Source organism: Microcoleus sp. PH2017_24_DOB_U_A, from assembly GCF_020738205.1.
GTDB lineage: Bacteria > Cyanobacteriota > Cyanobacteriia > Cyanobacteriales > Microcoleaceae > Microcoleus.
Map to the genome: position 1 here is coordinate 15660 of NZ_JAEQCT010000054.1, position 26870 is coordinate 42529.

General features: G+C 44.5%; 28 protein-coding genes, 1 other RNA gene and 1 pseudogene. 21 read left to right on the forward strand and 9 right to left on the reverse strand.

Translation table 11 applies throughout. The features are described from left to right. Positions 1-5: 5 nt before the first annotated feature. The gene (locus JGK07_RS15835) at positions 6-146 is read right to left on the reverse strand and encodes a hypothetical protein (RefSeq protein WP_293150157.1); all 141 of its coding nucleotides are present in this window, start codon (positions 144-146) and stop codon (positions 6-8) included. A gap of 14 nt (positions 147-160) precedes the next feature. Here JGK07_RS15835 and JGK07_RS15840 point away from each other — a divergent pair, with 14 nt between their 5' ends. Next, on the forward strand, positions 161-379 hold the full coding sequence (locus tag JGK07_RS15840) for a hypothetical protein (protein ID WP_293150155.1): 219 nt from the start codon (positions 161-163) through the stop codon (positions 377-379). Between the two features lie 294 nt (positions 380-673). After that, positions 674-961, forward strand: a complete 288-nt coding sequence (locus JGK07_RS15845; RefSeq protein ID WP_293179249.1) for an RNA-binding protein — start codon at positions 674-676, stop codon at positions 959-961. A 118-nt stretch (positions 962-1079) separates the two neighbouring features. Here JGK07_RS15845 and JGK07_RS15850 read toward each other — a convergent pair whose 3' ends face one another. Further along, positions 1080-1526, reverse strand: coding sequence for a hypothetical protein (locus JGK07_RS15850; protein WP_293190643.1), 447 nt, complete (start codon positions 1524-1526; stop codon positions 1080-1082). A gap of 672 nt (positions 1527-2198) precedes the next feature. After that, positions 2199-4643, reverse strand: a complete 2445-nt coding sequence (locus JGK07_RS15855; protein ID WP_293190645.1) for a putative PEP-binding protein — start codon at positions 4641-4643, stop codon at positions 2199-2201. 73 nt (positions 4644-4716) lie between these two features. Here JGK07_RS15855 and JGK07_RS15860 point away from each other — a divergent pair, with 73 nt between their 5' ends. Beyond that, entirely contained in the window at positions 4717-5403 is a 687-nt protein-coding gene (locus JGK07_RS15860) for a ComF family protein (RefSeq protein WP_293179257.1), read from the forward strand. Between the two features lie 342 nt (positions 5404-5745). Continuing rightward, entirely contained in the window at positions 5746-6675 is a 930-nt protein-coding gene (locus tag JGK07_RS15865) for a sterol desaturase family protein (protein WP_293179259.1), read from the forward strand. Between the two features lie 662 nt (positions 6676-7337). Here the strand turns inward: JGK07_RS15865 and JGK07_RS15870 are convergent. Beyond that, positions 7338-7973, reverse strand: a complete 636-nt coding sequence (locus JGK07_RS15870) for a 2'-5' RNA ligase family protein (protein WP_366516598.1) — start codon at positions 7971-7973, stop codon at positions 7338-7340. Positions 7974-8020: 47 nt separating this feature from the next. On the opposite strand from JGK07_RS15870, the gene JGK07_RS15875 reads away from it, so the two are divergent. From JGK07_RS15875 to JGK07_RS15900, 6 genes are all read left to right on the forward strand, one after another. Further along, complete coding sequence (locus JGK07_RS15875) at positions 8021-8287, forward strand: YciI family protein (protein ID WP_293179261.1); 267 nt, start codon at positions 8021-8023, stop codon at positions 8285-8287. Between the two features lie 23 nt (positions 8288-8310). Then, positions 8311-8407: signal recognition particle sRNA small type (gene ffs / locus JGK07_RS15880), an RNA gene on the forward strand. A gap of 23 nt (positions 8408-8430) precedes the next feature. Then, positions 8431-8814 carry a hypothetical protein gene (locus tag JGK07_RS15885; protein WP_293179263.1) on the forward strand — a complete coding sequence of 128 codons (384 nt, stop codon included), beginning with the start codon at positions 8431-8433 and terminating at the stop codon, positions 8812-8814. Positions 8815-9011: 197 nt separating this feature from the next. Further along, entirely contained in the window at positions 9012-9455 is a 444-nt protein-coding gene (locus tag JGK07_RS15890) for a hypothetical protein (RefSeq protein WP_293179265.1), read from the forward strand. 24 nt (positions 9456-9479) lie between these two features. Next, positions 9480-10049 (forward strand): Uma2 family endonuclease, encoded by a 570-nt coding sequence (locus tag JGK07_RS15895; protein WP_293179267.1) that lies wholly within the window; start codon positions 9480-9482, stop codon positions 10047-10049. 96 nt (positions 10050-10145) lie between these two features. After that, complete coding sequence (locus tag JGK07_RS15900; RefSeq protein ID WP_293179321.1) at positions 10146-11513, forward strand: DNA phosphorothioation system restriction enzyme; 1368 nt, start codon at positions 10146-10148, stop codon at positions 11511-11513. 250 nt (positions 11514-11763) lie between these two features. On the opposite strand, the gene JGK07_RS15905 is transcribed toward JGK07_RS15900, so the two are convergent. Continuing rightward, positions 11764-11967, reverse strand: a complete 204-nt coding sequence (locus JGK07_RS15905) for a hypothetical protein (RefSeq protein WP_293226024.1) — start codon at positions 11965-11967, stop codon at positions 11764-11766. On the opposite strand from JGK07_RS15905, the gene JGK07_RS15910 reads away from it, so the two are divergent. The 7 genes from JGK07_RS15910 to JGK07_RS15940 all read left to right on the forward strand — a co-directional run bounded on the left by JGK07_RS15910 (position 11918) and on the right by JGK07_RS15940 (position 17055). Continuing rightward, positions 11918-12163 (forward strand): hypothetical protein, encoded by a 246-nt coding sequence (locus JGK07_RS15910; protein ID WP_293179270.1) that lies wholly within the window; start codon positions 11918-11920, stop codon positions 12161-12163. The two genes, JGK07_RS15905 and JGK07_RS15910, sit on opposite strands and share 50 nt — an antisense overlap. Continuing rightward, positions 12160-14226 carry an AAA family ATPase gene (locus JGK07_RS15915; protein WP_293226027.1) on the forward strand — a complete coding sequence of 689 codons (2067 nt, stop codon included), beginning with the start codon at positions 12160-12162 and terminating at the stop codon, positions 14224-14226. The genes JGK07_RS15910 and JGK07_RS15915 overlap by 4 nt, the downstream gene beginning before the upstream one ends. Then, entirely contained in the window at positions 14216-14872 is a 657-nt protein-coding gene (locus JGK07_RS15920) for a Uma2 family endonuclease (protein ID WP_293210154.1), read from the forward strand. Before JGK07_RS15915 ends, JGK07_RS15920 begins: the two co-directional genes overlap by 11 nt. A gap of 12 nt (positions 14873-14884) precedes the next feature. Continuing rightward, positions 14885-15205, forward strand: coding sequence for a nucleoside triphosphate pyrophosphohydrolase (locus JGK07_RS15925; RefSeq protein WP_293179279.1), 321 nt, complete (start codon positions 14885-14887; stop codon positions 15203-15205). Between the two features lie 73 nt (positions 15206-15278). Next, positions 15279-15749: a DNA phosphorothioation-associated protein 4 gene (locus JGK07_RS15930; protein WP_293179324.1), complete on the forward strand. Its 471-nt coding sequence runs from the start codon at positions 15279-15281 to the stop codon at positions 15747-15749. Positions 15750-15761: 12 nt separating this feature from the next. Continuing rightward, entirely contained in the window at positions 15762-16775 is a 1014-nt protein-coding gene (locus JGK07_RS15935; protein WP_293198217.1) for an endonuclease/exonuclease/phosphatase family protein, read from the forward strand. A gap of 139 nt (positions 16776-16914) precedes the next feature. After that, positions 16915-17055, forward strand: a complete 141-nt coding sequence (locus JGK07_RS15940) for a hypothetical protein (protein WP_293179285.1) — start codon at positions 16915-16917, stop codon at positions 17053-17055. A gap of 102 nt (positions 17056-17157) precedes the next feature. Here JGK07_RS15940 and JGK07_RS15945 read toward each other — a convergent pair whose 3' ends face one another. The 3 genes from JGK07_RS15945 to JGK07_RS15955 form a co-directional block, all read right to left on the reverse strand. Further along, on the reverse strand, positions 17158-17550 hold the full coding sequence (locus JGK07_RS15945) for a type II toxin-antitoxin system VapC family toxin (protein ID WP_293198218.1): 393 nt from the start codon (positions 17548-17550) through the stop codon (positions 17158-17160). Further along, positions 17551-17802 (reverse strand): DUF2281 domain-containing protein, encoded by a 252-nt coding sequence (locus JGK07_RS15950; protein WP_293190650.1) that lies wholly within the window; start codon positions 17800-17802, stop codon positions 17551-17553. Between the two features lie 98 nt (positions 17803-17900). Further along, on the reverse strand, positions 17901-19493 hold the full coding sequence (locus JGK07_RS15955; protein WP_293190651.1) for a DGQHR domain-containing protein: 1593 nt from the start codon (positions 19491-19493) through the stop codon (positions 17901-17903). A gap of 225 nt (positions 19494-19718) precedes the next feature. On the opposite strand from JGK07_RS15955, the pseudogene dndB reads away from it, so the two are divergent. Beyond that, positions 19719-20807, forward strand: a pseudogene (gene dndB, locus JGK07_RS15960) (DNA sulfur modification protein DndB). A gap of 27 nt (positions 20808-20834) precedes the next feature. Here the strand turns inward: dndB and JGK07_RS15965 are convergent. Then, positions 20835-22013 carry a DNA sulfur modification protein DndB gene (locus tag JGK07_RS15965; protein WP_293179297.1) on the reverse strand — a complete coding sequence of 393 codons (1179 nt, stop codon included), beginning with the start codon at positions 22011-22013 and terminating at the stop codon, positions 20835-20837. Positions 22014-22194: 181 nt separating this feature from the next. Between JGK07_RS15965 and dndC the strand changes: the two genes are divergently transcribed. From dndC to dndE, 3 genes are all read left to right on the forward strand, one after another. Continuing rightward, positions 22195-23862 carry a DNA phosphorothioation system sulfurtransferase DndC gene (gene dndC / locus JGK07_RS15970; protein ID WP_293290942.1) on the forward strand — a complete coding sequence of 556 codons (1668 nt, stop codon included), beginning with the start codon at positions 22195-22197 and terminating at the stop codon, positions 23860-23862. Between the two features lie 211 nt (positions 23863-24073). Next, positions 24074-26071: a DNA sulfur modification protein DndD gene (dndD, locus tag JGK07_RS15975; RefSeq protein ID WP_293179303.1), complete on the forward strand. Its 1998-nt coding sequence runs from the start codon at positions 24074-24076 to the stop codon at positions 26069-26071. 287 nt (positions 26072-26358) lie between these two features. Further along, complete coding sequence (gene dndE, locus JGK07_RS15980) at positions 26359-26760, forward strand: DNA sulfur modification protein DndE (protein ID WP_293179306.1); 402 nt, start codon at positions 26359-26361, stop codon at positions 26758-26760. The last annotated feature ends 110 nt before the right edge of the window (positions 26761-26870 follow it).

Consider the following 26870-nt stretch of genomic DNA (forward strand, 5'->3'; position numbering starts at 1 on the left):
GTAAATCATTTGCCGACAATTTTCCGGCAAGCGTTTTTTGCAGCATGAGCTTGCCCATCTTTAACAGGCTCGATCGCCCTTTTTTTGCAGTCTGCTGCCAGCATCTCCGTACAAACGGTACAGTAAAGATAGAACCCCAGCAGCACAAGGAGACTCTTGAATGTTCCTCGACGAACTCATCCCAGTGGTCAAAGAATTGATCCAACAGCCGATCGCCTTTGCGGGCGGATTTTTTTCTGGCCTGCTTCGACTCAACCTTCACGAAGATCCCGTTAGAAGCTGGATCGATGAGCAAGCCGGTTCAACTTCCTACACTCCTCCCGCAGCCGAAGCCACCAACGCTAAAAGCACGGGGCCTCAGTCGATCTCGATCGACTAAGCAAAAGGACTAACTATTGCAGTCAGTAGAAAGGGTTTGTCGGTGCGGCAAACCCTTTTAGTTCAAAGGCGATCCTTCAACAGTTGACAGTTGACAGTTGACAGTTGACAGAAGGAGAGCGACCTCTACCCTTAAGTCCGAGTATTGGAGTAATGAATAGTCTGATTTTAATTTCTCCCGATCGGGCGGGCGGGCTTTCAACCAATTCTTTCTGGTCAGTTTTAAGCGAGATGGCACTTGAGAGTCAAATGAACCGGTTATTATGTATAGCACAACAAGTTTAGTTCGATCGACATGACTATCTATATTGGAAATTTGTCCTACCGCGCCACCGAAGAAGACCTGAAATCAGTATTTGCAGAGTACGGCACAGTCAAGCGAGTTGTCTTACCTACCGACAGGGAAACCGGTCGGATGCGCGGCTTTGCATTTGTCGAGATGATGGAAGATGCCCAAGAAGACGCTGCAATTACCGAATTAGACGGTGCAGAGTGGATGGGACGCCCCTTGCGAGTGAACAAAGCTAAACCGAAAGAAGAGGGAAATCGAGGCCCAGGCATGAATAGGAACAGCGGATATTAGGAATGAAAATTAAATAACTTCCACAAGTTTGTGGGATGGGCGTCCCGCCCGTCCAGAAAGAACGGGCTCTTCTGCCCCATCCCACTTTCAAGAGTGTAAGTTATTAAATTTTCGTTCTTTAAAAAGAGTAAATTCGCCCTTTTTCATCAATATAAACTGACCGATCTTGCCTAGTGCGGCCGTCTGATGTGGTGATGCGAACCGTCACAATGTTTTCCTTGGCATCAACGTTATAGTCGTATTTCAAAGTTGTGGTTCCTCCTTTGACATTAATCGGAATATTGGCAATGTCTCCGGTGCGGTTGCTGACGCGAACCATGATATTTTTGCTAGCTCCAACTGGCAAGGATGACAAGCCGACACCTGATTGACCGTATTCTAGGTTTAATCCGGTTTCATTTAACAGTCTCAGGGTAATGTTGCGAGTATAGTCAACCTGTGCTTGAGGTTGCCAAAATCCTGGTTTTGTACCGCCGTCAGTTGCAGGTTGAGATAATGCTGGATGGGGATGCAGACAGCCGAGGGCAGCAAGTATTGCTGCGGTTGCAATAATTTTTGATTTCACAAAAAAGCTCGGTAAGTGGGAAGCTCAGCGTATGAAAGACCTGAGAGGAAAACAACACGGGCGGTTTCAACCGCCTTGAATCTTTCTCTATCCATTTATGCATTACCGCCTTGGAGTTGCTTGATTTGGTGTACTTTTGTAATGTACTTAAGGGCAGGACAGTTACCGCCTCAAACCTTGCAACTCGCGATCGCATAATTTTTGCTCTTGTCGAGCCTCCCTTTCGGGGTAATGTTAGCTTGTCGGTCAATGTTATAAGAGCTTGTTAGGCTGAAAGCACTGCCTCAGTGACCCTAAGACTGTTTAACCTTCAGCGACAGAGCAGGGGACTAGCTTCGTATCCACAGGGTGTCGTGACTCAAATAACGTAGTCAGTTAAGACTTAGGCTGGTCAGCATAGCTTACTCGATCGCTCTTGCAAGCTCAGTCCCTTTAGGGCTGGGTTACTGACTGTTTCTACCTCCGGTTAAAGTGTCGGTGATATTTCTATGCTAGCTTGAAAATCTGATGTTTTTAATTGAGGATTTAGGTTTCCAAATGCGGTATCACTGAACCACTCAAGGATGGAAGGCAATATATCTATGCAGAAACCGGGTTTTTGTAATCATGGTTAAATATTGTTGCTGTTTGCATCGCAATAATAATTTTTGTGCTGGGCTGGCGGGATGCTGGTTAATTTTTAACGATCGCGCGCGCGGCATCTAGCAACAGGCGCTGTTCGGCGCGGGCGATCGCCCTGTAAGTCTGTTCTACAGTATCGACATTCACCGAAATAGACGAAATCCCCCACCGCACCAAGGATTCAACTATCTCGGGATACAAAGCTGGAGCATCGCCGCAGATAGAACAAGGAATCCCCGCAGCCCTGGCTTGTCGGATTAATTGCTCGATCGCCCTCATTACTGCTCGATCGCGTCCGTTGAAACCACCTGCTACCTGTTGGGAGTTGCGGTGAATGCCTAACAGAAACTGAGTTAAATCGTTGGTGCCGATGGAAATTCCTTGAACTCCTGCTTTTACGTAATCTGGCAATAAAAATAATACCGAAGGAACTTCCGCCATAATCCATATTTGAAACTGGTCGGGTCGATTTTTCCAAATAGTTTCTAAGCGCTGGCGGCAGTAGACAAATTCGTCTACGGAGCGCATGAAAGGCAAAATTAAATTGACATTTGTATGACCAGACTCGCAGACTTTTTGAAGTACGGACAACTCCCAATCAAATAACTCCGGTTCAAAGGTATCGCTGAAACTGCCATGAGATCCTGAGTCGCGCAAGTCGAGAGAGCGATAAAATATTGGTCGCGGTGCTACCGCTGCGGCAAATAAACTGAGACAATCTGCCATGCGATCGACAAATTCCGATTGGCGACCATCTTGCAGCCAAATTTTGGGGTTTTGACAGTCCAAAGCTTCCAATGCCATCAATTCCGATCGCAATAATCCGATGCCGTCGATGGGCAGATTTCTGAGGCGATCGATCGAACTTGTTTGGCTGACATTAACCAGCAGTTGAGTTGCCGTTGGCGCGCCCCAAACTGATTCGGGAGATTCTGCCCGTCGAGGTAAGGATGCGGGATTGGACGATCGCTCTGATATTGAAAATTGGTGGTTGGCTATTGACATTTTTGCTGCTGTACTGTATGTATCCGCATTGTTTGGCGTTTCCTGAAGCGGGTTGCTGTCTGCTGTGTCGATCGCCGGATGTGGAGCGAGGGCAAAAACTTCTCCGCTATCGCCATCTACCAATACCGAATCCCCCGAGGCGATCGCGCGAGTCGCCCCGACAACTCCCACAACCGCAGGAATTCCCAATTCTCTCGCTAAAATGGCGCCGTGGCCTGTCATCCCTCCTTGTTCGGCAACTATCCCAGCAGCAACTTTCAACCAAGGCAGCCAATTCGGATCGATTGTGCGGGCTACCAAAATGCCTCCGGCTAAGAAGTCCGCGTTTTCTGGGTGGGAATTAGTCATAACTTGGGCAATTGCTTCGGCTTTTCCTGAGGCGGCGCCCAAACCTTTGAGGATAGCAGGAGTTCGGGTTTTGGCGATCGCTTTTTCCCGGGAGGGCGCCACTTTTTCCCGTTTAAAAAGACGCATTTGAGTAAAATAAAACTGCGGATCGCTACTGTTTGTTGTCTGGTTTAGCGTCCACTCCAAGATTACATTACAGTCAAATTCGGCGATTACTTTTTTGCTCAATTCAATGAGTTTTTGCAATTGCGATTCCTCTAAAACGTATTCAGTTTGCGATTTCTCTCCCAGCGCCAAAAGTTCCACGCAACTGCCAGCAAAATCGGGAATTAACAATGCAGAATTGGTAATGTTTCGGCTTTCCCAATTTCCGCTCTGCGGTTTTTTTTTCGGCTTTCCCTCCCCGGTTTTGAGATTGTATGCTAATGTTTTGTAACCGAGCCGCTGGAAGTTAACCGTCCCTGTTTCGGGCTGGACTTGATAGTAATCGGGGATGGTTTCTCCCCGAGCGAGGGACAGTCCCAAACCGCTGGTGGCTTGAATTTCCCAGGCTGCACCCGCGTTAATTTTCACCTCGCCCGCAGCGATGGCTGGGGCGAGGGGCTGCACCAAAACTACGGGATTGATTTGCTGTATCTTCATGCCGCACCGCTGCCAGTAAAATAGACTTCTGGCTCTGAACAATTCTGCCCAAGCGCGTTTGAGTCCGGCTTCAATGGCTTCTGGTTCGGCACTTACTGCGTGAGATTCCAGGATTCCGGTTGTTTTCGGGTTCCAGGAAGTCAGGGAAGGGCGAAAAATTAAGGCTTGGGAGTTGAGCTGACAAACAGCAGACTCTAGGGTGGAGAGTAGTGCATCTGGCAGTTTGGCGGTGAGGATTTGGTGGCGGATGCTGCGAGCGATCGATTGCAGTTGTCTGGGTTCATCGACATTCAAGTGTAGCGAAGAGTGGGGCCAGTCAGCCAACAGCGGTTCTAGCCAGTCGATCGACTCTAAAAACTGCGAAAATGTTGTAGTCGGCACGACAAAACCCGGTACAGCGGGATGATTTTGGGCGAGTAAACAGCTTAAGTAAAATGCTTTTTCTCCCACTGCATCTCGGTCTGAAGGTTGAATTTTGTCTAGCCAGTAGAGATTTGTCACGCTGGGAGCCTGTCCTTGGAAACTGATTTAATTTTGATAGTTTTTCCCATTAATCACATACCACAATTTTACGATGAACGAGCGAAATTGGACGGGATTAGTCAAATCTTTTCTCAATCTATTTCTTAAGTCTAACTGTCCTCTTTGTCAGCGATCGGCTACCGAGGAGTTTTGTGGGTACTGCTACAAGCAACTTCAGCAATGTCAGCTACCCGATCCCGGTCGATTTTGGGCCTCCCAACAGCGTGTTTTTGTGTGGGGGGAGTACGGCGGGACTCTCAAACGGGCGATCGCAGCTTTAAAATATGAAGGAAATCCACAATTAGCAAAACCTCTCGGTGGCTGGCTGGCAGAATCTTGGCTGAGTTTTCCCGAATTAGCTATTGACAATTTAACAGTTGTACCGATTCCCATGCACAAATCAAAGGTCAAGGAACGGGGTTTCAATCAGGCGGAACTTTTGGCGGAAAGTTTTTGCGAGCTGACTGGTTTGCCTTTGCAGCGGCACGGTTTGGAGCGGGTGAAAAATACTCAGGCTTTATTCGCTCTGACAGCACAGCAGCGGCAAGCGGAAATGAAAGATGCTTTAATTTTGGGGAAAGATTTTCGGCGCCGTCTCCCGCGCAATCCAGTTTTGTTGGTTGATGATATTTACACTAGCGGTACTACTGTCAAGTCGGCAATTAAAACATTGAAAGAGTCGGGAATTGCGGTTTATGGAACTGTGGCACTTGCCAGTCCCCCTCGGCGCGATCGCTAAGCTGTTTTACTTTCAATTTTAAATATAGCCTTTCCAGCTTCCATAGGAGGTACTCATGGCCTCCGCGGTCTCTGCGGGCATACCTCACCACGCTTGAGAACCGCTATAATCTTATGCTGAAATGCTGTAGTGATTGACTGAGTTAACCTTTTATTATACCCTAATCAAGGGTAAAACAGCTTACTCCCTTCGGAAGAGCAAAGTTGCGCTGCTGCATTTCTTACCAGGTGAGGCACACTGAATCATTTGACTGTCAAGCTTTTTAGCTTTCACCACCTACCTTGCCAAACCGATAGCCACTGTATTTCCTTGTACCCAGATAACTAAACGTGAAAAAAAACAATGCTTAGTCCCGGATCTCAGCCCCCGAACCCACTCAATGATTGCCCTGAAAAAACTGTACTTTTCAAGGATAAAGTAATAGTAAAACTATTTAATTTGTTTTTTGAAATAGAGTTTTTCATCAAAGTTGCTATTGCTTGTACCCTGCTCCAGCAGTTAATTTATTGGCTCTCGAACAAAATCCATCTCGACTTTACCGCCGAGGTTTTACTGTACTGGTTGGTTGGGTCGGTTTCATTCTACAGCATCGGTATTGTTATTGAAAAAGTTCTTAAAACCAACGAGACTTGGTGGCAAAGATTCAATGTCAGAGTCAAGAAAGTGAAAGAACAACCGTTCCCTGCATTTACTGTTCGAGGAATCCTGGCCGGAGAAATTAAAAGTTTAGCAGCAGCAGCGATTATCCTGTACCTAGCTCCCGAAGTTCATCGAGGAAATAGCTGGCTCTTAAATCTTGAATGGTTCTTGATGAGAATAATTGCGGCGGATTTCTGCTTTTACGTTACCCATTGGCTCTTTCACAAAAAGTTCTTTCAGGAAATACATCTCAAACATCACGACTTCCTGGATTCATCGAGTTTTGTTGCCGGTCATAAAAGCCTGCTTGAATATGCTATCGTCACCGTTGCAGACGTTTTGCCTGTTTTTGTATTCGGATACGATATTGCTCAATTGTGCGCCTGGACTATTATCGGGAATGCTTACAACCTAGAAGGTCACAGTTCTCTGTCAATATTTTTCATTTCCTCGGATTTTCACGATCTCCACCACTCTCGGTTTAAGGGAAACTACGGCATTCAAGGATTTTGGGACAGGGTATTCAATACGCTAAACCATCCCACAAAAAAGCCCGGAATTATGTTCCCGGTGGCTTCTCTGGAAAAGAGCCTCCTCAAGCCGTCCTATAAGGGCATTGATGGTGGGAATTGAACCTCGACTCGTTCTGGTAGGGCGATCGCCGATCCAAAGCTTTCCTTAAGCTTTGATCGGTTCGGGATCTCGAAGACAAAGAGATGATTGCGCTAGCGATCGGGAAGTTTTTGAAGAATTCTGATACATCAACTACCTCATGATTGAGAACCCACACCTTCAAATATACTTCTAATACGTACTGCCGTTCGCAATTGATAGCGCGATTGAAACGGGATTGGCAGAATTTGATATAGCGGTTCTCAAGCATGGTGAGATATGCACTATGCCCACGGAGGCCACGCAGGCCACGCAGGCCATGAGTACCTCCTATGGGAACTCGAAATATAGGTCAATACCGTTTACTTAAGACCGCCCTGGGGGTAAATCGCTATGAAAAATATATACTGCGATTGCTTCGTTCCTCGCAATGACCATCTTAAGTCAACCGTATTGGGCTATAGGTTTGTAGTGGATGCACTTGCAACCTCAGAAACCGGGTTTCTATGAATATTTCTCGTCACTAAATCCAAAAACTCGTAGAAACCCGGTTTCTCGCCCCCCGCGAGTCGCCTCTGAAAGTGTCCGAAGTGTTGATTGATGATGATTTGCTAGCAAGATTTTTTTGGGGAAACGAACCGCGAAGACGCGAAGTCCGCGAAGGAAGAGAAAGAAGAGAGAGTTTAGGCGCCAAGCGGAAATTGCTGGCTGATGTTCCAGCGGCTGCCGTCGTGAAGCAGTAAGGTTAAGGCAGCGGCGGTAAACTGAAAGTGGAGTTCGCGCGCTGCGAATTCCAGCCAAGCCGTTTGAAAATTCTCCTCAGTTAAATCGCGAAACGCTACAGTCATGTGCGGTACGAATGAGCGAGTCTGAGAAATGCGATCGACAATTCCTAAATTTGCCGCGACATAACTCATCAAATCTGTTTGCATCTCCAGCAATTGGGGCGATTTGACAACATCCGCATAAATGACGCGGGGTGCGAAAGCGGCAAAACCGGATAGCGTAACGGGAATTGGGAGCCGATTTGCAGTAAAGGCCCTGAGACTTTCCTCTAATTGCGCCACATCCGCCGCAGGCCGTTCAAAGGGAGGTTGCAGTGTGATGTGGGGTGGCGAATTCAAAGCACCACGGCTGTTGTAGCGATCGGCAAAATACAGTTTAATCTCGGTAATCTGCTCTTGAATATCGTCTGGCGCCACTAAAGCTATAAAAAATCTTTGTTTTGACAGGTGCATGGGATAGCATCGAATTAAGGAAGGAATGGCCGAGTACGGGCGATCGAGTATTTCCTCAATGCCCCGCACCAAAACACCCATTCCCAATCTACAATCCAAAATCCCAAATCTAAAATCTAAAATTTAAAATGCCTTGGTTTGTCAAAATTGAGCAAGGAATTGTCGAAAAGCCTGTGTTTGACCAGCACGTGCCAGCTCACAGAGCTTATGTCCGAGATTTGATTTCTAAAGGACACCGAGCGAAAACTGGCTACTGGGCGAGGCGGGGCGGCGGTATGTTGATGTTTGAGGCGGCTTCGATGGATGAGGCAAAGGCGATCGTCGCTGAAGACCCGCTGGTGAAGAACGGTTGCGTTATTTATGAAATTTATCACTGGTGTGTGGTTGAAGAATAAATAACTGTGTTATACTCGTAAATGAACTGGATCCACGCGATTCCAACGCCCAAATCTTGTCAGGACCGGAAGGTAGCAGCAACACGGGATGCTTGTAATAGGCGTGGTCTCCGGTTCACCCAGTTTTATGAGGTGTAGTTCCTATGCCTGGTTTCGGAGATATTTTACAAAAAGCAGTTTACCTTGGTGTCGGGCTAGCTTCCTACGCTGGTGAAAAAGCTGGCAGCAAGTTAACTGAATTACGCACTGAAGCCCAAAAGCTGGCAGATGAATTGGTGAAGCGCGGTGAGATGTCAACAGAAGAAGCTCGTCGCTTTGTTGATGATATGGTGCAACAAGCTCAGCAGCAGCAACCACCTGTAGAAGCTGCTGGGGACAAAAAACCCGCTGAACCTCGGCGGATTGAAATTGTTTCTGAGGAAGAAGAAGTTTCTACAAAAGAAACTAAAGAAACCGGCGGCGTAGACAAGCTCCGCGAACAGGTACAGAATTTACAAGACGAATTGCGGCGGCTCAAGCGCGATTAAGCGAAAAAAGCTCGCGCAGCAAAGCATGAAGGGAACTCAGGATAATAATCTTGAGTTCCCTTTTTGAATATCTTCTCTGTCAGATGTGGGTGGATATACCGCAATAGGTAATAGAATTGAGAGTAGGTGCGATCGCTTCCCTGGAGGCAGGCTCCACTTATCTGTTAAAGATTTTGCCATAGTAAGCCGTCAAATTTATGGAAGATTGGTCTAAAGATTTTTTTGAAGTCATGGAAAATGCTGTTTCTGAAGTAGAGCATTTTTTCACCGACATCGGCGAAGAGTTTGTCGAAATGCTGGACGTTTTGGCAAAAATTTCGGAAGAGTTTACAGAACAAGTACAAAATAACCTGATTGTTGAAGTTGATGGTTATTTAAATGAATTTGATGGTTATTTAAATGAATTTCTCGAACCAATAATCGAAATTTGCCGGGACTTTGAGCCTGATTTTGATGAGATAGATTCATCGTTTGTGACTTATGTAGACCCTTCGCCAACGCAGCATCCGGTTTGTCGCGGTTGTATGAACTATCACGGTCAAGTTTACGGCGGAAATTTGTTGGTTTGTGCGATGCACCCTACTGGTGTGGAATCGGATAGTTGTCCTGATTGGGAAACTGACGGCGATGTTAATTTTTAAGAGTTTTTGAGGGTTTAATCGCTTATGCTAACGTCAATTCAGTCTCCGTCCAAGATTTCTCTGGAAGAGTTTTTGGTGCTTCCAGAAACGAAGCCGGCTAGCGAGTATGTTGACGGTCAAATTTATCAAAAAGCTATGCCGCAAGGAAAACACAGCACACTGCAAACCCGTTTTGGGAATAGAATTAATCAGGTGGGAGAACCGCAAAAGTTAGCTTTTGCTTTTCCTGAACTGCGCTGCACTTTTGATGGACGTTCTATTGTTCCAGATATAGCAGTATTCGAGTGGTCTCGGATTCCTCTGAATGCTAATGGAAAAATTGAAAATATCTTTCAAATTGCACCGGATTGGATAATTGAGATTTTATCGCCGGATCAAAGTTCCAGTCGCGTAATTAACAAAATTTTGTTTTGTCTCAAAAATCAGACTAAACTGGGGTGGCTGATTGACCCGGAAGAACAATTAGTAATTGTTTTTCAACCGCAGCAGGAACCTGAAATTAAAGAGAATGAAGATGTTTTACCTGTACTCCATGTGCTGTCGGATTTGCAACTGTCCGCGGCAAATTTGTTCGATCTGTTAAGTTTTAATTAGAAATGAGTTACAGTTGAATCAGGATAAAGTTGCATCTAACGGCATTTAAAGGTGAATCACTTAACAGCCAATAATTCGGAATTTGGGTTCCCGAGGATGCCGCCATCGCTGCAATTGCGACAGTATCAGCAACAGGCGGTGGATAATTGGTTTGCAAATCAGGGACGCGGTACGCTGAAGATGGCGACGGGTAGCGGCAAGACGATTACTGCGCTGGCGATCGCCACTGAATTATACAATAAAATTAACCTTCAAGTCCTGCTCGTAATTTGCCCGTACTGCCATCTGGTGAATCAGTGGGCGCGCGAATCGGAGAAATTTGGTTTAAAACCTATTTTAGCTTTTGATAGCGCCCGCAGTTGGCAAAAAAAGCTGGCTGCTGGTTTGTATGAAGTGCGATCCTCTTCGAGGGCTTCGCTAACGGGCGATCGCGCATTTCTCACAATTATCACAACTAACGCTACATTAATGTTGGATAGTTTGCGATCGCAAATCCAGTATTTCCCCGAAAAAGCCCTAATTATTGGAGACGAAGTACACAACCTAGGCGCGCCTCGTTTAGGAGAAAGTTTACCGCGCAACATTGGGCTCCGCCTCGCCCTTTCTGCCACCCCAGAAAGACACTTCGACGAACAGGGAACTGAAGCTATCTTAGATTATTTCGGCCCTGTTTTGCAGCCCGAACTCACCTTAGCCGACGCCATCCGCCAAAAAGCATTAGTACATTATTTATACTATCCGATTTTAGTCGAATTGACCGAATCCGAAACCCGCAAATATTCCTACTTAACTAAAAAAATTGGTTGGGCGCTGTCGGGCGAGGAAAAAATAGAACCAAATGATGCTTTAACAACCTTATTAATGCAGCGGGCTAGGTTGATTGGGGCGGCGGCTAATAAATTAACAGCGTTGCGAGAACTAATGATGCACCGTCTCGACACATCGCATACATTATTTTACTGCGGCGACGGTGCGATCGAAGCAGGTGCGCGCCGCAGCAATCACCGCCAACTCACAGAAACCACAAAATTATTGGGTTCAGAATTAGGCTATCGAGTTAACACTTATACCGCGGCGACTCCCTTAGCAGAAAGAGAAAGATTGCGCCAACAATTTGAGAGTGGAGAATTGCAAGGTTTAGTCGCGATTCGCTGTTTAGATGAAGGCGTTGATATTCCAGCAATTCGCCATGCTGTAATTTTAGCAAGTAGCAGCAATCCGCGCCAGTTTGTTCAGCGCCGAGGACGAATCTTGCGGCCGCATCCGGGGAAAGAAAGGGCAACTTTATTTGATATGATAGTTTTGCCTCCAGATTTGGGTCGAGAAAGTTTAGAAGTCGAGCGTAACTTGCTGCGAAAAGAGTTAAAGCGCTTCCTGGAATTTGCCGATTTAGCTGACAATGCTGGGGAAGCTAGGGTCAAATTGGTGCAAATTCAAAAACGTTATGGATTGTTGGATATTTGACATTTATTCAGGTTCGGTTTATCTTAAAAAGATATAATTATTCGATCGCGGTTTGAGTTGCTAATTTGATTCGCGGACGCACCCAGACTCCAGAGACCCGGTTTCTTCGTAGATTTTCCGTGAGGGGAGAGCAAAACTCGTAGAAACCGGGTTTCTCGCCATGCAGAACCCCTATATTTTTTAATATTTGCAATAAAATAAGTAAATCCACCTAATTCAACGTCAAATACAGATAACTCAAAAGCAAACTCTATAAGCATTCTTCCTTCTTCCTTCTTCCTTCTTCCTTCTTCCTTCTTCCTTCTTCCTTCTTCCTTCTTCCTTCTTCTTCCTTCTTCTTCCTTCTTCCTTCTTCTTCCTTCTTCCTTCTTCTTATGACTGAAAATATGAATGAAAATCTGGTTATGGCTTTTAGATATGGAGATAGTGCGATCGCACCCGTACCGATCGCCATTTTAGCAGAAAAGCGTTCCAGCTATCATACTGACAAAGACTTGAGCGACGTACAGCAACCAATTACCAGCGCACCGCCGGAAGTCAGACAAATTATCGAGCGCGTATTGGAACTGGAAAAAGATAAACTATATATGAGAGTTCCCCGCTATATTAGCGATGACATTTTGAAAATAATTAAGGAAGCGGTTCTATGAAATTAATGTCAATTGTTCTGTGCAATTTTCGGCAATTTTACGGCCAAACTCCCGAAATTAAGCTAGCTTGGGGCGAACAAAACATCACAGTAATTCATGGCAATAACGGCGCCGGAAAAACAGCTTTAATGAACGGCTTTACTTGGGTGCTGTATGAAAAATTCAGCGCAGCTTTTGCGGTGGGAGAACAATTACTCAATAAACGCGCCCTTGCGGAAGCCAAATCTGGCAAAAAAGTAGATTGTTGGGTAGAGATTATTTTTGAACATGACACAAGTCGCTATAAAGTAAGACGTGCTTGCCGCGTTTATAAAGGTGAAAATAATGTAGAACATGGCAAGAACGAATTATTCTTGCAAATATCAAAAGATGACGGGCGCTGGATGCCGTCGGCGCAGCATCCAGACGATATTATCGGGCGGATTTTGCCGGAAAGTCTGCATCAATATTTCTTTTTTGATGGAGAACGAATCGAGCAAATTGTCCGTCACGACAAGAAAGAAGAAATTGCTGAAGCTACAAAGGAATTGCTGGGAGTAGAGGTATTGAGTCGATCTATCCGACATTTGGGAGAAGCCAAAAAGTCTCTAGAAAATGATTTAAAAACGATTGGCGGTTCCGAAATCAAGAAACTTTTAAAAGAAAAGCAAAAGCTTCAAGAAGAAAAAGATAAACTTTTACAAAAGCAAGTAGAAGTTGAGAAAGAATTGACCAACCAAGGTGAATTAAAAAAAGTAGTAAATGCTAGTTTGCTGGAACTCAGTGGTTCTGCTGAGTTGCAAAAATTGCGGAATGAATTAGAAATGCAGCAAACTTTGCTTAAACAACAAAATGCTACCCATTTAGATGCTATAAAAAGAGAAATTTCTGTGCGCGGTTATACGATATTTATGTCGGATGTGGCGGCTGAATTTGAAACGCTCATCGCTGATTTGCGGGAAAAAGGCGAGTTGCTTTCGGGGATTCAACGGCCATTTTTGGAACAGTTATTAGTACAGCAGCGGTGTATCTGCGGTGCCCAATTGGTGGAGGGTTCAGAAGCTTGCAAAAATGTCACGGGTTGGATGAATAAAGCCGGTGCTGGGGATGTGGAAGAAACTACGATCCGAATTAGCGATCGCATAAATGAGATCGATCGCCAAATAGCTGATTTTTGGGACGAAATCGATCGCCAACAAAGCAATATCAGTCGCGGTAGATCCGAACTTTCTCGCGTGGAAAGCCAGTTAGACGACATTCACACCAAGCTAAAAAACTTCCCTAACGGCGATGTCAGTCGCTTGCAAAAGCGTTTGGATGAGATTGAGGCAAAAATTGGCGATTTGCACCGAGAAACAGGCTCTAACCAGCAGCAGATTGAGAGTTTGACTGCCCAGATAGTCGCTTTGGACAAGCAAATCGACAAGCAGCAACTGAATGAGGAAAAGCAAGTGTTGGCCCAGCGCCGGATTGCTGCGTCTCAGGATGCGATCGATCGCCTGACAGAAGTGCGATCGCGTTTAGAAAAACAGTTTTGTTCTCATTTAGAAAAGCGAGTGCAAGATATTTTTAGTCAAATTTCTTTTACTCCTTACATCCCCAAATTGAGCGATAAATACGAACTAACCCTAGTAGAAAATACCTCAGGCAAAGAATCTCTAGTCGCCGCTTCGACGGGAGAAAATCAAATCCTCAGTTTGTCATTTATCGGTGGGATTATTGAGGGCGTGCGCGAGTGGAGTCAAAAAAATACTTTGATGGGCCCGGATAGCAGTACCTTTCCCATTGTCATGGATTCTCCCTTTGGCAGTTTAGACGAGATTTATCGCAAACAAATTGCGAATAAACTGCCAAAGCTAGCGAATCAACTCATAGTTTTGGTAACGAAAACTCAGTGGCGCGGAGAAGTAGCCCAAGAGATGGAAAGTGCGATCGGTAAGGAATACGTACTGGAGTACAATTCTCCTAAAGCTGATTGCCAAGAAGATTCAATCTACCTAGGCGGGATGCGCTATGCTTTAGTTAAGCGCAGTCCCGATGAATTTGAATATACAAAAATTGTAGAGGTGGATTATGGCTTTTAGTTCGGCAATTACGCAGGTTTTGGAAACAGATATTTGGGTGAAAGCGACATGGGAAGAGTTTCTAGCCTTCACTGAGGATTCAGCTTGGGAAAAAGGCAAGTTTTATTACGATCGAGAACAAATGAGGGTAGAAATGTCACCAGTAGGGCCATTGCACGCGCGTCATAATTCAATTATCCCGTATGTAGTTATTCTGTTTGCTGCATTGAGAAATATCCGAGTAGTTCAATTTGCTAATGCCAGTTTCCGCAAAACAGGTATTCGTGAGTTTCAACCCGATCTAGCTTACTACATCGGTTCGGATTTGAGGGTTCCTCCTAATGACAGTAATTCACCTGTTAATTTGAATGAATACGATCCGCCTAATTTGGTAATAGAAATTGGCGCATCTTCTTTTAGTGATGATTTGGGTAACAAGCGGTTGCTTTATGAAGACGCAGGAATTAGCGAATATTGGGTTGAACGTGCAAACACGCGGGAGGTTTTTGCCTTTGCAATTAATGGCGGAGGTAGTGGCAGAATTCAACAGTCGCGGGTTTTACCTGGGCTAGAAATCGCGTTAGTTGAGGAAGCTTTGAATCAAAGTCAAACTCAAGATGATGGAGAAATTAATCGCTGGTTAATTCAAAATTTTAGTCAAGGTTGAAGGAAGTTTGATATGGAAAAAAAGTATTATAAGTTGGTGCGCGATCGCATTCCTGACATTATTCGCGAAAGCGGGAATGAATGCGAAACTGCTGTTTTGTCAGATGAAGAATATCGTCAAGCTTTGCGGCAGAAATTGATTGAGGAAGCTGCGGAAGTGGCTGAGGCTGACAAGGATAATTTGGTGGCAGAATTGGCTGATTTGTATGAGGTGATAGATGCACTGATGCTAAGTTATGGCATTTCGGGCGATCGCATTTTAAACGCACAAGCCAAGCGCCGGGAAAACAGGGGCGGTTTTGCACAAAAAATTATGCTGTTACGAACATTCTAAACAGTTGACAGTTGACAGTTGACAGTTGACAGTTGACAATTGATAGTTGACAGTTACCAATTCCAATTACCAAATGGCTGCTAACAGAATTAGAATTGCTAAAGACAAAGCCGAATTAGTTAAATCCTTAACTTTATCCGACAACAAAACCGGGCCTTTCCAGACTTACGCCGATGTCATCGCCTTCGCCGCCTCCTTGGGAAATAAGCGGAAAAAACGATCGCCCTTAGGGGAAATTTCCAAACGCGAACCCGGTTCAATCGATGTTGATATTTTTGTATCCAGGGGCTACGATATGGCAATCAAGCTAATTGCGATCGCCGAAACCAAAAATCCGCAAATTCTCTCCCATCTCGACGAAAAATCAGAGGCAGAACGCTTGCAAATTTTTGAAGAATATGCTAATGGCGGCCTGGAAATTTTGCGAGAAGAATTTCGTGGCGCGGCCGATTATACCGATCGCCTTTTATTGTTCTTAATTTCTGAAAGGGACAATAAACATCGGTCAAATGAAGAATTCGATTTAAGCAAATTTTTATTCTGAATTAACTGAATCATGATTCATAAATACTTAAAAAAAGCTGTAAATTTTTTCGCTTACAGCTACTCAGCATTCATTCTCTGCTATTTGATTCTACGACTGATATTTTGGGATCGGCTGTGGATTGTGGCTTTTATTGGCACTTTCACTCCCTTAATTTTATTGCCAATTTTATTTTTACCCGTACTAGCATTTTCAATTATCAAAAACCGCTGGTTCTCTATTATTTCATCAATTGCCTGCATTCTACTCCTAAGCTGGCTGCACCTCAAATACTTTTCCCCCGAATCAACAACAAGCATCGCCAATTCCCAGCCCAGCCTGAAAATATTATCGCATAACGTCGGTTGGCACGCAACTCAGCCACAAACTTTAGTTAAACTGATAAACCAACAACAACCGAACTTAATATTTTTACAAGAAACCGTTCGCAAACATAGCGCAGCTTTCACTTCGTTAAAAACAGAATATCCCTATCAAATAGACACTCCACCTGTAGCAATTCTCAGTAAATATCCAATTGTATCCAGCGAAATCTTGCACTTAGCCAACCATCCAGAAACGCAGCAGCGGGCAATAATTAAATTTGCAGGGGAAGAGATAGTCATTTACAATATGCAAGCAACCGGGCCGTGGGTTAAAATGTATCAAATATTGCCATCTATCAAAATCCCAGTTTACAAATACAAACAACGTTTTCCCGAAATTCAAGATTTAGTAGAGCGAATTGGGCAAGAAACTTTGCCAGTAATTGTCGCCGGCGATTTTAACATGACAGACGAATCTCAAGACTATGACAGCGTGCAGAAAGTTTTGCAAGATGCTTTCCTCAAATCAGGGTTTGGGTTTGGTTTTACCTGGCCTCACGGTTTCTTTGCGAAAAGAATTAACTTGAACTTAACTTATCCGGTTTGCCGCATTGATTATATTTGGCATTCAAAGCATTGGGGCGCTCAATCGAGTTCCGTTTTACCAGCAACGGAGTCCGATCATTTACCTGTAGCAGCAGAATTAATTTTGTTAAAGTAAGCAAGATTGTGACAAATGTTTTATACTATTAAAATCGAGAGGCACACCCAATGCAAATTACCCTCACCATCCCGATCGCCTAGAACAGCAGCTTCTTGAGAAAGCTAGCCAACTCAACTTACCGATCGAAACCCTGATTTTGCAATCCCTAGGTCAACTGTTTGAAGAAGATGAAGAGGATCTATCTAAAGAAGATATCCTCAACAGCCTCCTGATTGCGATCGCAGGAAGTAGAAGAGGGCAAAGTTCATCCGATCGCAGAACTTTAGGATGGTATTGATGTCTGAACTATCATTATTCAGGTTCTATTGTCAGATCAATTGAGCAACTAGCACATACTTTTAAAAGTATCAATTTAACAAGATTTTACTTTTGAAGCTAATCAATACCAGTCTGCAATCGCGAGTCCCGAAATTCTAGAAAATTCCTTGACATTGTGGGTAACGAGAGTCCCTTGAAGGGCTACGGCTGTCCCTGCAATCAAAACATCGATGGGGCCGATGGGAGTACCTTGTTGCTCCAACTGGGCGCGAATTATAGCAGCCGCAACAGCAGCATCGCGATCGAAAGCAATAACGCTAACTCGGCTCAAAAATTGCTGAAGTTGTTGAGTGCGTTTGGCTGGCGAATTGGATTTAGCAATGCCGACTTGCAACTCAAAAATAACGATCGCAGAAATGACTATTTCCTGAGGAGAAACATTAGCAATGTTTTGAGCAACTTGTCCCTGACCTTTGAAATAGTAGATCAAGGTGTTTGTATCCAAAACGTACATTTACAAACTCTCCCGCAAAATGTCTTGTCCAGATTCAGCACGAATATCCTCGATGGATGGAAAATCTTTTCCCCAAGTTCCAGCCAGGGAAAAAACAAATTCAGCCCAAGGAATCGGAGAGTCTACGGTGTCTGTTTGTTGATTCGCGCTCAAATGCTTAGCACAGACAAATTCAGCAAAAGTGAGGATTTCACTAGCTTGGTCTTTGGGAAGGATTTTGGCGATCGCATAAATCTGTTCAGCGATGGTCATAATCTGGTTCTAGGTAAGGTGCAGATTCAATTATACAAAATCTATTTGCTTCCTGCTTTATCAGTATTCCCTGCTGTGGACTTTTTGGCCAATAAAAATTAGGTAAGTACCTGCGGCAATCCCACCTCTTTTGGATGCACAAACCTGCTATTAAAACTAACAGCTTTATCCTCAAAAGTCCTCGCTTGGGCCACCGCTTGCCGCAAATGAGCCCGATCCATATCGTCCTCAATTCCCGCAACCAAATATACAATTAACTTCGTGGCTAAATCCCTTCCAGAAACTAGCATTCGCTTTTTATTCGGATCGTACAAAATCCCGTACCACGCAGACTCAGGATTCTCCATGTAGCTAAATCCTTCATCCACATCATACCTGCGGAGTTTGTCGAAAACAGATGTTAGCGACAATTTCTTTCTAAATACTAGAATTCCCAAAGCATTAGCTAAGGCAATTTGACCGACTGGACGAAACAAAATATTGCCCTCGCCACCAGGCTTCTCAAAACTAAATCGGCGCAATTCTGCTGTTTCTTCGCTGCTTTCAATTCTTTGATAGCTGGGCAAAGTTGCTAAATGATCGAACAATTTATGAAACTCTTCTATTCCCTCTTTCAGTTCCTCATCTTCCGGACGCATGGGAATTAAACCTTTTCTTTCCGGCTTCCAATGGGGGAATTTATGTTCTAAATACCGCCCGGCCATATCTTGCAGCGCTTGCAATGTTGTTAACACTGTTGATTTTGCTGCGACTGTGGCGCTGTCCCAATTAACGCGGGGATTTCTATCATCTTGCTCTTTTAATAAGGGATGGGTGACGGCAATTTTGCGGGCGCAGATGGCAAATCCATTATCTTCGTTCAATAATGCTAGCTGTCCCTGACTCAGAGTTACCGCCATCAGGTTAACGTGCACAAAGATCGATCGCACGCGCCGTTGTGCTTGTTGCCGCGTTTCCCCCGCCACAGCCGCCGGGATAAACTCAATCCCGATTTTTTCGTGCGCTAATTTATACACTGTTTCGGGGTCAATTTGATACTCTTGGGCTAAATCTTCGAGAGTAATTGCATCGCCCACAGGTTTTTTATTTTTGTTGTATCTTTGCAGAATTCCGGTTTTAATTAAACTCATTAAACCTTGAACTCCCATCAGCCGATGCTGTCCGTCTAAGGCAAAAATTGAGACTTTTGGAGATACATCCAACAGCCCTAAATTACCGTTTTTATCAAAGGATATGAATTCAGCGGCGGATTTAGTCGCGACGCCGTTTTCATCCCATTCTTGGGCGTGAGGATTGTCTACCCACGGGGGACAGACTACGACTAAAACTGCGGGGAATTTGTGGGATTTTCGGGCTGCTAAATATTGAGTGAGGGCTGCTTGGCGCGACCAATCTAAGGGGCGCTGAATAATTTCGTCAATGGTTTCGTCGTCGCGGACGATGTTGTTGGTTTGGAGGTCGAATTTTTGCCGGAAAAGCGGCATTTGCGAGGCGAAACGGACGCGGGAGTCTAACCATTCTAGGGTGACTGAACCGATGTAGGCTTCGCTGCTTCCCATCTGGGTTTTTTGTACGAAAATGCGATCGTCTTTTCCTAAATAATTGTCTAATAACAGTGCGATTTCCTGTCTTTCGCGATTTTCTTTTTCCAAAAATTGTTTAGCGAGGTCAGCCGCTGGATTGGTAGTCATAGGGAGTTTTTATATAATTTACGCTGTGTTTCCAAAAATATCATAGGTTAAAATTTATGTCAACTCTTGTTTTTTAAAAAGCATTGTGAAATACTGGAGTTGTTAAGTTATGAGATTCAAGCCGCATATCATAATTTGTGCAAAATGTCAAGACTTTATCTAAGTCGCAGATGAAGAATTGCGATCGCCCAGGGTTGAGATTTATCTCCGGCTTCACAAAAAAATATGTCTACTCCTTCCTTTGAATACATTTTGCCGGCGATCCGGGGAATTCAAGCGGGCCGCGAATATTACGTATCGATGTGTCCGGTGCGTTTTTTGCCGAAATTGTTCCCCTTTGAATCAGAAGATTTGCCACCGGAATTGCGGGCTATTCGCACTCTGAATAAAACTCGGATTCCTGAAATTGCTGACTATTTGGTCAAGAATTATACAAGTTATACTTGTGGGGCAATTGCCGCTTCTATTGATGCGGATATTACTTTTGAAGCTGTCGGAAATGAAGCGGAAGAACGCAAAATCGGTCGCTTGCGAGTGCCGATGGATGCTAAGTTTACTATTAATGACGGACAGCATCGGCGCGCCGCTTTTGAGATGGCTTTGAGGGAAAATCCGCAGTTGGGATATGAGACTGTGGCGCTGATTTTGTATCTTGATATTGGGTTGGAAAATTCGCAGCAAAAGTTTGCCGATTTGAACAATTTTCAAGTTCCTTTGGAGTCGTCGCTAAGTCTACTTTACAACCACCGGGGCGATTCGGCTGTGGTGCTGAAGGCGGTTGTTAAGCAGGTTGAGGTGTTCCGCTGTTTGACGGAGATGGAGAGGGGGAGTTTGAATGGGCGATCGCCCAAATTGTTTGCGCTAAGTGCGATCGATCGTGCTACGATAGCTTTGCTGTCCAACATCCATCGCAGCAAGCAGGCGAAACCCCCTCGTTACCGCGCCACAAAACAGGAAAAACAGGAAGAACTTACTCAGCAAATACAACAGGCGGTTAGTTACTGGAATGCAGTCAGCAGTTTTATTCCAGATTGGTAATTAGTGCTGCACAAGCAAGTTGCAGCCGGAGAAATTCGCCGGGATTCCGTACACTGTCACAGTGTTGTGCTAGAGAGTTTAGGGGAAGTTGGGGCTGTTTTGCGATCGGTTTTTCCCAATAATTGGGAGGAACATTTGAGCCTTTTGCAGCAGGTTGATTGGTCGATTTCTAATCCTGATTGGGAGGGAGGAATTTTGGTAAAAGGGGGGATTTCTAAGTCGAGGGCGAGTGTTAATTGGATGACTAATTATTTAAAGGTGAAGCTGGGCTTGTAAACCGCAGATTCAGGAAGATAATATTTGTTAAAGCCATCCTAGCTCGGCTTTTGCTGCCTCGACTGCCATTTTTACAGCACTAGCACTTGCTGTTATTTTATAGGATGCTCTTGGATTACTAGAGCTGGAGTTAGATAAAACAACATTTCCCTCCCAAATATGGCTTGGTCTAGACCAATCCAGTTGTGCCAATTCCGATACTTTTTCATGAGCAAAATCTTGGCTGCTATCTGTGTCATAGGTACAGTATAGCAACCTACCTAAAACTTCTAGCCCTACACTTCTACCTAAAATGCAATATTCCTTAAACTGATTAACATCTTCAACACTCAAATCTTCAACGCTGGTTTCAAAAATATGTTTAGTCTGACTACATTCTGAAAAAAAATTGTTAAGACATATAGCCAAAATATTTGATGATTCGGCAACGTCATAATCTTTGAGTTCATCAATTGGGCCGTCAGTAAACGCGCAACTCACCAATTTAGCTATAAAATTAGTTGTGTATATAAGTTTCCTTTTACTGTCGGGATTAGTTTTAATTTTATCGGCTTTTCCATGAAACATTGGCACTTTTTCAAGTAAGCTTTTGGTGATACCAACCCGACCTTCAAACTCACCGAATGACAAAAGCAATGATTTATCCAGTTGTTTGGTCTGCGCCATATCTCGGAAATCCGCCTGACACTGGTTAAAATCTTTTTCTAAAACCAGCGTAATAGGGAAATCATTATCACCTATTAACTCGCCGTCACCACTTTCAATTAACTCGTGAATAGCGCGCTTGCGATGCTGTCCATCAGTAATATCTAACTTAACACCACGATGAATAACTACTAGACAAATCCCTCGACCTAGTTCTATAATGTCAATCTTTTCAGGATCGATATTTGCTGTCAGTGTACCCAAAATCCAGGGTTGATCGTTTCTAGCGCGCTTAAGAATATATTGTTTTACTTCCTCAGCATGACCCTTTATCTCTGGGCGATTTTTGCCCGAATCAGGATCGTTGCCAGTTGATGGTCTTGCCTGGAGGAGAGTAGGCAAGTCATCAGCCGGGATATTGATTTGCACCATCTTCCGCTTCCCCTGCTGAAAAGTTAGCCCAGGATAGCACTTCTGACGGTGGTACTTGGCAAAGTAAGGCTCTAGAACTTCGTCAAGTTTCTGGATCGAATCTGTCTCTGGGTAGTTGTTTTCTGGCATAATGCGGGTAAAAAATTATTTAATTATTATAACTTTTTGACTGTACGTGAACCAGGGATGCTATTGTGCAAAAGGGCAAATAACAAGATACACATGGATCAGTATGCTAGCAAGCAGATTGTATCATAAAAATCCAAAATTAGCAAGATAGGAGTTTTATAACGTGATAGAAGTTCAACAGATGTTATTATTTGAACCGCGAACTGTTCCGGAGTTACTCGAAGAGATAAAAGAGCTAACTAAAGAAATTCAAGAATTATACTGCTTAGACGCTATACCTTGGTTAATCGGTTGGAGTGGCGGGAAAGATAGCACCGCAGTATTGCAGCTTATCTGGAACGCGATAGCAGCACTTCCGATCGAAAAACGCACAAAAAATATCCATGTAATCACAACTGATACTTTCGCTGAAAATCCGATTATTTCGGCTTGGGTACGTAAATCTTTAGCTAAACTCAAGATACTTGCTCAAGAGCAAAAAATGCCTGTTTCCCCGCATCTCCTTCATCCAGAGGTGAAAGAAACATTCTGGGTATGCTTAATTGGTAAAGGCTATCCAGCGCCTCGCAATGGATTTCGGTGGTGTACAGATAGGATGAAAATTCAGCCAGTAAATCAATTTATCCGAGACTTAGTTCGAGTACATGGTGAAACTATTGTTGTTTTGGGTACTCGCAAGGCTGAAAGCAGCAAACGTGCAGCAACAATGAAAAAGTATGAAGCTGGTAGATTGCGCGAGCGTCTCAGTCCTAATGCTCGCTTACCTAACTCTTTAATTTATACCCCTATTGAGGATTGGCGTGATGATGAAGTTTGGCTGTACCTAATGCAGTGGGACAATCCTTGGGGAAATAACAATAAAGATTTATTTGCCATGTATCGAGGTGCAACAGCAGACAATGAGTGTCCTTTAGTTGTTGATACTTCTACTCCTAGCTGTGGCGATTCTCGCTTTGGGTGCTGGGTGTGTACAATGGTTGACAAAGATAAATCTATGGAGGCAATGATTCAAAATGATGAGGAAAAAGAATGGATGCAGCCTCTCCTTGATATTCGCAACGAATTAGACATTAAAGACGATCGCCCAAAAAGAGACTTTCGCCGCATCTACGGTAGAGTAGAATTGTTTGAACGCAACATGGGCGACGACACAACCTCCGTCGAACCCATCCCAGGCCCATACACCAAATTCTGGCGAGAACACTGGCTGAGACGAGTCCTGGAAGCACAAACCCACATCCGCAAAACCGCACCCCTAGAAATGCGCGACATCACCTTAATTACCCCGGAAGAACTTAGCGAAATCCGCCGCATTTGGCTGGAACAAAAGCACGAATTTGACGACAGTTTACCCCGCATTTATCAAGAAGTCACCGGGGAAGCGTTTGCAGATTCCCGCCCAGCCGCCGAAAGGAAACTCCTAGGTAGCGACGAATGGACTGCGATCGCAGAAATTTGCAGCGAGGACGAAATGCACCTCGAATTGATGGCAAAACTCCTCGACACAGAACGCCAATACTACACAAAACCCCGCCGTACAGGCATTTACGCGGATTTGGACAAGTGTTTTGAAACCAGTTCGCGATCGAAGGAGGAAGCGATTGGTAACGCCCACTATCAACGCAACTTAAAAACTGCGGTGGAATCTGTTATAGCAAATCCGACTGAAAACATTCAGCAGGTCAAAAGTGCGATCGCCCAAACCAACATTTCTGCACAATCCGATACCGTCGATATTGCCAAACTCAAACAAGAACTTGAAAGCAGCAGCAATCAAGCGAAGCAGCTATCTTGGGCAGATATCAAATTTTCAACTCCCGATGTAGGAGATAAAAATAGCAAAGATTAAATCTGTCTAAGTAAGTCGGCGCTTTAAAACACAACTATGTAAACGATTGTAAAGTGTCCAAATGCTTTCTACTGGCTGACTTAAGCCTGTTTACATACTGTTACACTTCCTCTGCGTAGGATGCGTCAGCTAGCATTATTCTGTATCTAATTGATAGCCCAATGGCTGACGCACCTTCTAAACAAATCAGCAACCACCGACAACATCTACAATGCAATTCCTCGAACTCGTCCTCAAAAACTTCGGGCCCTATGCAGGCACCCAAACCATCAATCTCCGCCCCGAAAAAGACGGAAATCCCTGCCCGGTTATCCTATTTGGCGGCATGAACGGCGGCGGAAAAACCACCCTCATGGACGCCATTCGCCTCGCCCTCTACGGCGGTCGCGCCCAATGTTCCACCCGAGGCAATTTAAGCTACAGCGACTTTATTAATCAATGCGTCAACCGCCACACTCCCCCACTAGAAGAAACCCGCGTAGAACTAACATTTGAACAAGTCCAAGATGACCAATTAACTCAATTTAAAATTGTTAGATACTGGAAAAAACCAGATATCAAAGACACCTTAAGCATTCTCATATACAGCGAAATAGTCAAGGATTGGTGGTCGGACAAAGCCATTACCAACACTTGGGACGAATATATCGAAACCCTTTTACCAGTCGGCATATCCAACCTGTTTCTGTTTGACGGCGAACAAGTCAAAGAACTCGCCGAACTCGAAACTCCGCCCGAGTTTGTCGTCGGGGCGATTAAATCTTTGTTGGGTTTAGAATTAGCAGAACGCCTCGCTGTCGATTTAGAAATATTAGCAGGCCGCAAGCGCAAAGAAATTGCTGGCAAAAAAGACTTGGCAGCTTTAGAAAAAATTGAAGCAACTTTTCAGGAAATTAGTAACAAAAAACAATTTGCAACTGAAGAACAAGCCAGCCTGAAAAATAAATTAGAAAAAGCTCAAACAAATCAGCAAAAAGCATCAGACAAATTTATTTATCAAGGCGGAAAAATTGCGGGCGATCGCAGTCAACTAGACAGACAGCTAAACGACTACAGAAATCAAGCAGACAAAACCCGTCTAGCCATGATGGAATTGGCATCAAATATGCTACCGCTAGCGCTTATTTCACCCTTGCTAACCGCTGCAAAAACCCAAGCAGAAACCGAAGCCAGCCAGCAGCAAGCAAAGATTGCCCAAAATGTTATCAAACAAAGAAGCGATCGCCTCCTCAACTATATCGCCGAAATCTCCTTAAATCCCCAACAGCTAGATAAAATTCAAGACTTCATCCGCGAAGAAGATCGAGAACTCGAACAGCAAGCGGCAACCGACGCCCCGCCCTGGATGAACGCCGACAACAGCAATATCCAGCAATTAGAAAACCTCCTCGGCTACCAAATCAAAGCCGAAGAAACTCTCGTGGCCCAACAAATAGCAGAAATCACCCACATCGAAACAGAAATTGACTTCACCGACAGACAACTCGCCGCCGCAGCTTCCCCCGAAGCCTACGAGAAATTAGAAGAAGAAGTCAGGAATGCTCAAAAAGCAGTTGCAATCGCAGCCGCAGCCTTGGAATCCGCAAACAGTCGCATCGCAGAATTAGATAAAGAATTAGCCAAAACCCAGAAACAACTAGAAAGCTACAGTAGTGAATACATTACCATCAGAAACAGCCAACACGTCATCGCTTCGATCGCGAAAGCGCAAAATACCCTTAAACTCTTTAAAGAAAAACTCACCCTCAAAAAACTCAACAAACTCGAAATAGAGATTACCGACTGTTTTCGCTACCTGTTGCACAAAAGCGACCTGGTGCACAGAGTTGCGATCGACACTGACACATTTAGCCTGTCAATTTACGATCCAGAAGGCAAACCGGTACCCAAACACCGACTTTCGGCTGGTGAAAAACAACTGCTGGCGATCGCCTTTTTGTGGGGATTGGCCAGAGTATCCGGGAGACAGTTACCAGTTGCGATCGACACTCCCCTCGGCCGCCTCGACTCATCCCACAGAAACAACCTAGTCGAACGCTATTTTCCCTCAGCCAGCCACCAAGTCATCCTGCTTTCTACCGACACGGAGATTCGGCAAGCAGAATATGATAAGCTGCAAGAATTAGAGGCGATCGCCCACAGCTACCTCCTCAACTATGATTCGACCAAACGGCAAACTACCGTCGAAACTGGTTATTTCTGGGCATAAAAAACCGCGCCAAAATTTTTAGCAACCCCCTTGACTTTTCCGGGGAGTTGCGGTAGTATATATAGGATAATGGGATGGTTGCGAAAATTTTATTTTTGCAACCATCCCATTATGTTAGGATTCATCCTACTAAAAATATAATACCAAAAACCGCTGTATTTATCAAGCCCGCGCCCTGTAAAAATTTGTTAATTTTAGTTTTTTAACTCGGTCAAAAAACGTAAATTTAGAGGCTGAGCTTCCCAAATATTAACACTCTTTACCAGATATCAAACAATTCTCAACTCATGGAACCACCAGTCGATCGCATCTGCCTCTCTCAAACAGCCAAAGACCAACTATCTAAACTCAAACGATCGACTAAAATCGATCGGTGGAACGTCCTGTGCCGGTGGGGATTTTGCCGATCGCTCGCCGAACCCAGCATCCCATCCCCAGTACCTATTAAGAGCGACAGCAATGTGGAACTAAGCTGGGATGTTTTTGGCGGCGACATGGCTGATATTCTGATCGTTGCTCTCAAGCAGCGGTGTTATCAAGATAATTTGGGTACGTCCAAGGAAACTCTCGCCCAACAGTTTCGCCTGCACTTGCATCGAGGTATTGGCTATTTAGCTGGCGATCCGAATATTAAGAAGATTGAAGATTTGGTGGCGATCGCGCTTTCTCCTGAGAAATTGAGAAATTAAACGAACCGCGAAGGCGCAAAGAACGCGAAGGAAGAAAGAGAAGGGAAGAGTTTACAATTTATTTGGGAGTGCTATCAGTGCCAATGTTTGGCTGTCGCGGCGGAGGATTT

Excerpts from the sequence above, each read along its gene's own strand:
- JGK07_RS15840 (WP_293150155.1), top strand. The coding sequence starts at position 161 with ATGTTCCTCGACGAACTCATCCCAGTGGTCAAAGAATTGATCCAACAG.
- JGK07_RS15845 (WP_293179249.1), top strand. The coding sequence starts at position 674 with ATGACTATCTATATTGGAAATTTGTCCTACCGCGCCACCGAAGAAGAC.
- JGK07_RS15860 (WP_293179257.1), top strand. The coding sequence starts at position 4,717 with ATGAACGAGCGAAATTGGACGGGATTAGTCAAATCTTTTCTCAATCTA.
- JGK07_RS15865 (WP_293179259.1), top strand. The coding sequence starts at position 5,746 with ATGCTTAGTCCCGGATCTCAGCCCCCGAACCCACTCAATGATTGCCCT.
- JGK07_RS15870 (WP_366516598.1), bottom strand. The coding sequence starts at position 7,973 with ATGGGTGTTTTGGTGCGGGGCATTGAGGAAATACTCGATCGCCCGTAC.
- JGK07_RS15875 (WP_293179261.1), top strand. The coding sequence starts at position 8,021 with ATGCCTTGGTTTGTCAAAATTGAGCAAGGAATTGTCGAAAAGCCTGTG.
- JGK07_RS15885 (WP_293179263.1), top strand. The coding sequence starts at position 8,431 with ATGCCTGGTTTCGGAGATATTTTACAAAAAGCAGTTTACCTTGGTGTC.
- JGK07_RS15890 (WP_293179265.1), top strand. The coding sequence starts at position 9,012 with ATGGAAGATTGGTCTAAAGATTTTTTTGAAGTCATGGAAAATGCTGTT.
- JGK07_RS15895 (WP_293179267.1), top strand. The coding sequence starts at position 9,480 with ATGCTAACGTCAATTCAGTCTCCGTCCAAGATTTCTCTGGAAGAGTTT.
- JGK07_RS15900 (WP_293179321.1), top strand. The coding sequence starts at position 10,146 with ATGCCGCCATCGCTGCAATTGCGACAGTATCAGCAACAGGCGGTGGAT.
- JGK07_RS15910 (WP_293179270.1), top strand. The coding sequence starts at position 11,918 with ATGGCTTTTAGATATGGAGATAGTGCGATCGCACCCGTACCGATCGCC.
- JGK07_RS15905 (WP_293226024.1), bottom strand. The coding sequence starts at position 11,967 with ATGGCGATCGGTACGGGTGCGATCGCACTATCTCCATATCTAAAAGCC.
- JGK07_RS15915 (WP_293226027.1), top strand. The coding sequence starts at position 12,160 with ATGAAATTAATGTCAATTGTTCTGTGCAATTTTCGGCAATTTTACGGC.
- JGK07_RS15920 (WP_293210154.1), top strand. The coding sequence starts at position 14,216 with ATGGCTTTTAGTTCGGCAATTACGCAGGTTTTGGAAACAGATATTTGG.
- JGK07_RS15925 (WP_293179279.1), top strand. The coding sequence starts at position 14,885 with ATGGAAAAAAAGTATTATAAGTTGGTGCGCGATCGCATTCCTGACATT.
- JGK07_RS15930 (WP_293179324.1), top strand. The coding sequence starts at position 15,279 with ATGGCTGCTAACAGAATTAGAATTGCTAAAGACAAAGCCGAATTAGTT.
- JGK07_RS15935 (WP_293198217.1), top strand. The coding sequence starts at position 15,762 with ATGATTCATAAATACTTAAAAAAAGCTGTAAATTTTTTCGCTTACAGC.
- JGK07_RS15945 (WP_293198218.1), bottom strand. The coding sequence starts at position 17,550 with ATGTACGTTTTGGATACAAACACCTTGATCTACTATTTCAAAGGTCAG.
- JGK07_RS15950 (WP_293190650.1), bottom strand. The coding sequence starts at position 17,802 with ATGACCATCGCTGAACAGATTTATGCGATCGCCAAAATCCTTCCCAAA.
- JGK07_RS15955 (WP_293190651.1), bottom strand. The coding sequence starts at position 19,493 with ATGACTACCAATCCAGCGGCTGACCTCGCTAAACAATTTTTGGAAAAA.
- JGK07_RS15965 (WP_293179297.1), bottom strand. The coding sequence starts at position 22,013 with ATGCCAGAAAACAACTACCCAGAGACAGATTCGATCCAGAAACTTGAC.
- dndC (WP_293290942.1), top strand. The coding sequence starts at position 22,195 with ATGTTATTATTTGAACCGCGAACTGTTCCGGAGTTACTCGAAGAGATA.
- dndD (WP_293179303.1), top strand. The coding sequence starts at position 24,074 with ATGCAATTCCTCGAACTCGTCCTCAAAAACTTCGGGCCCTATGCAGGC.
- dndE (WP_293179306.1), top strand. The coding sequence starts at position 26,359 with ATGGAACCACCAGTCGATCGCATCTGCCTCTCTCAAACAGCCAAAGAC.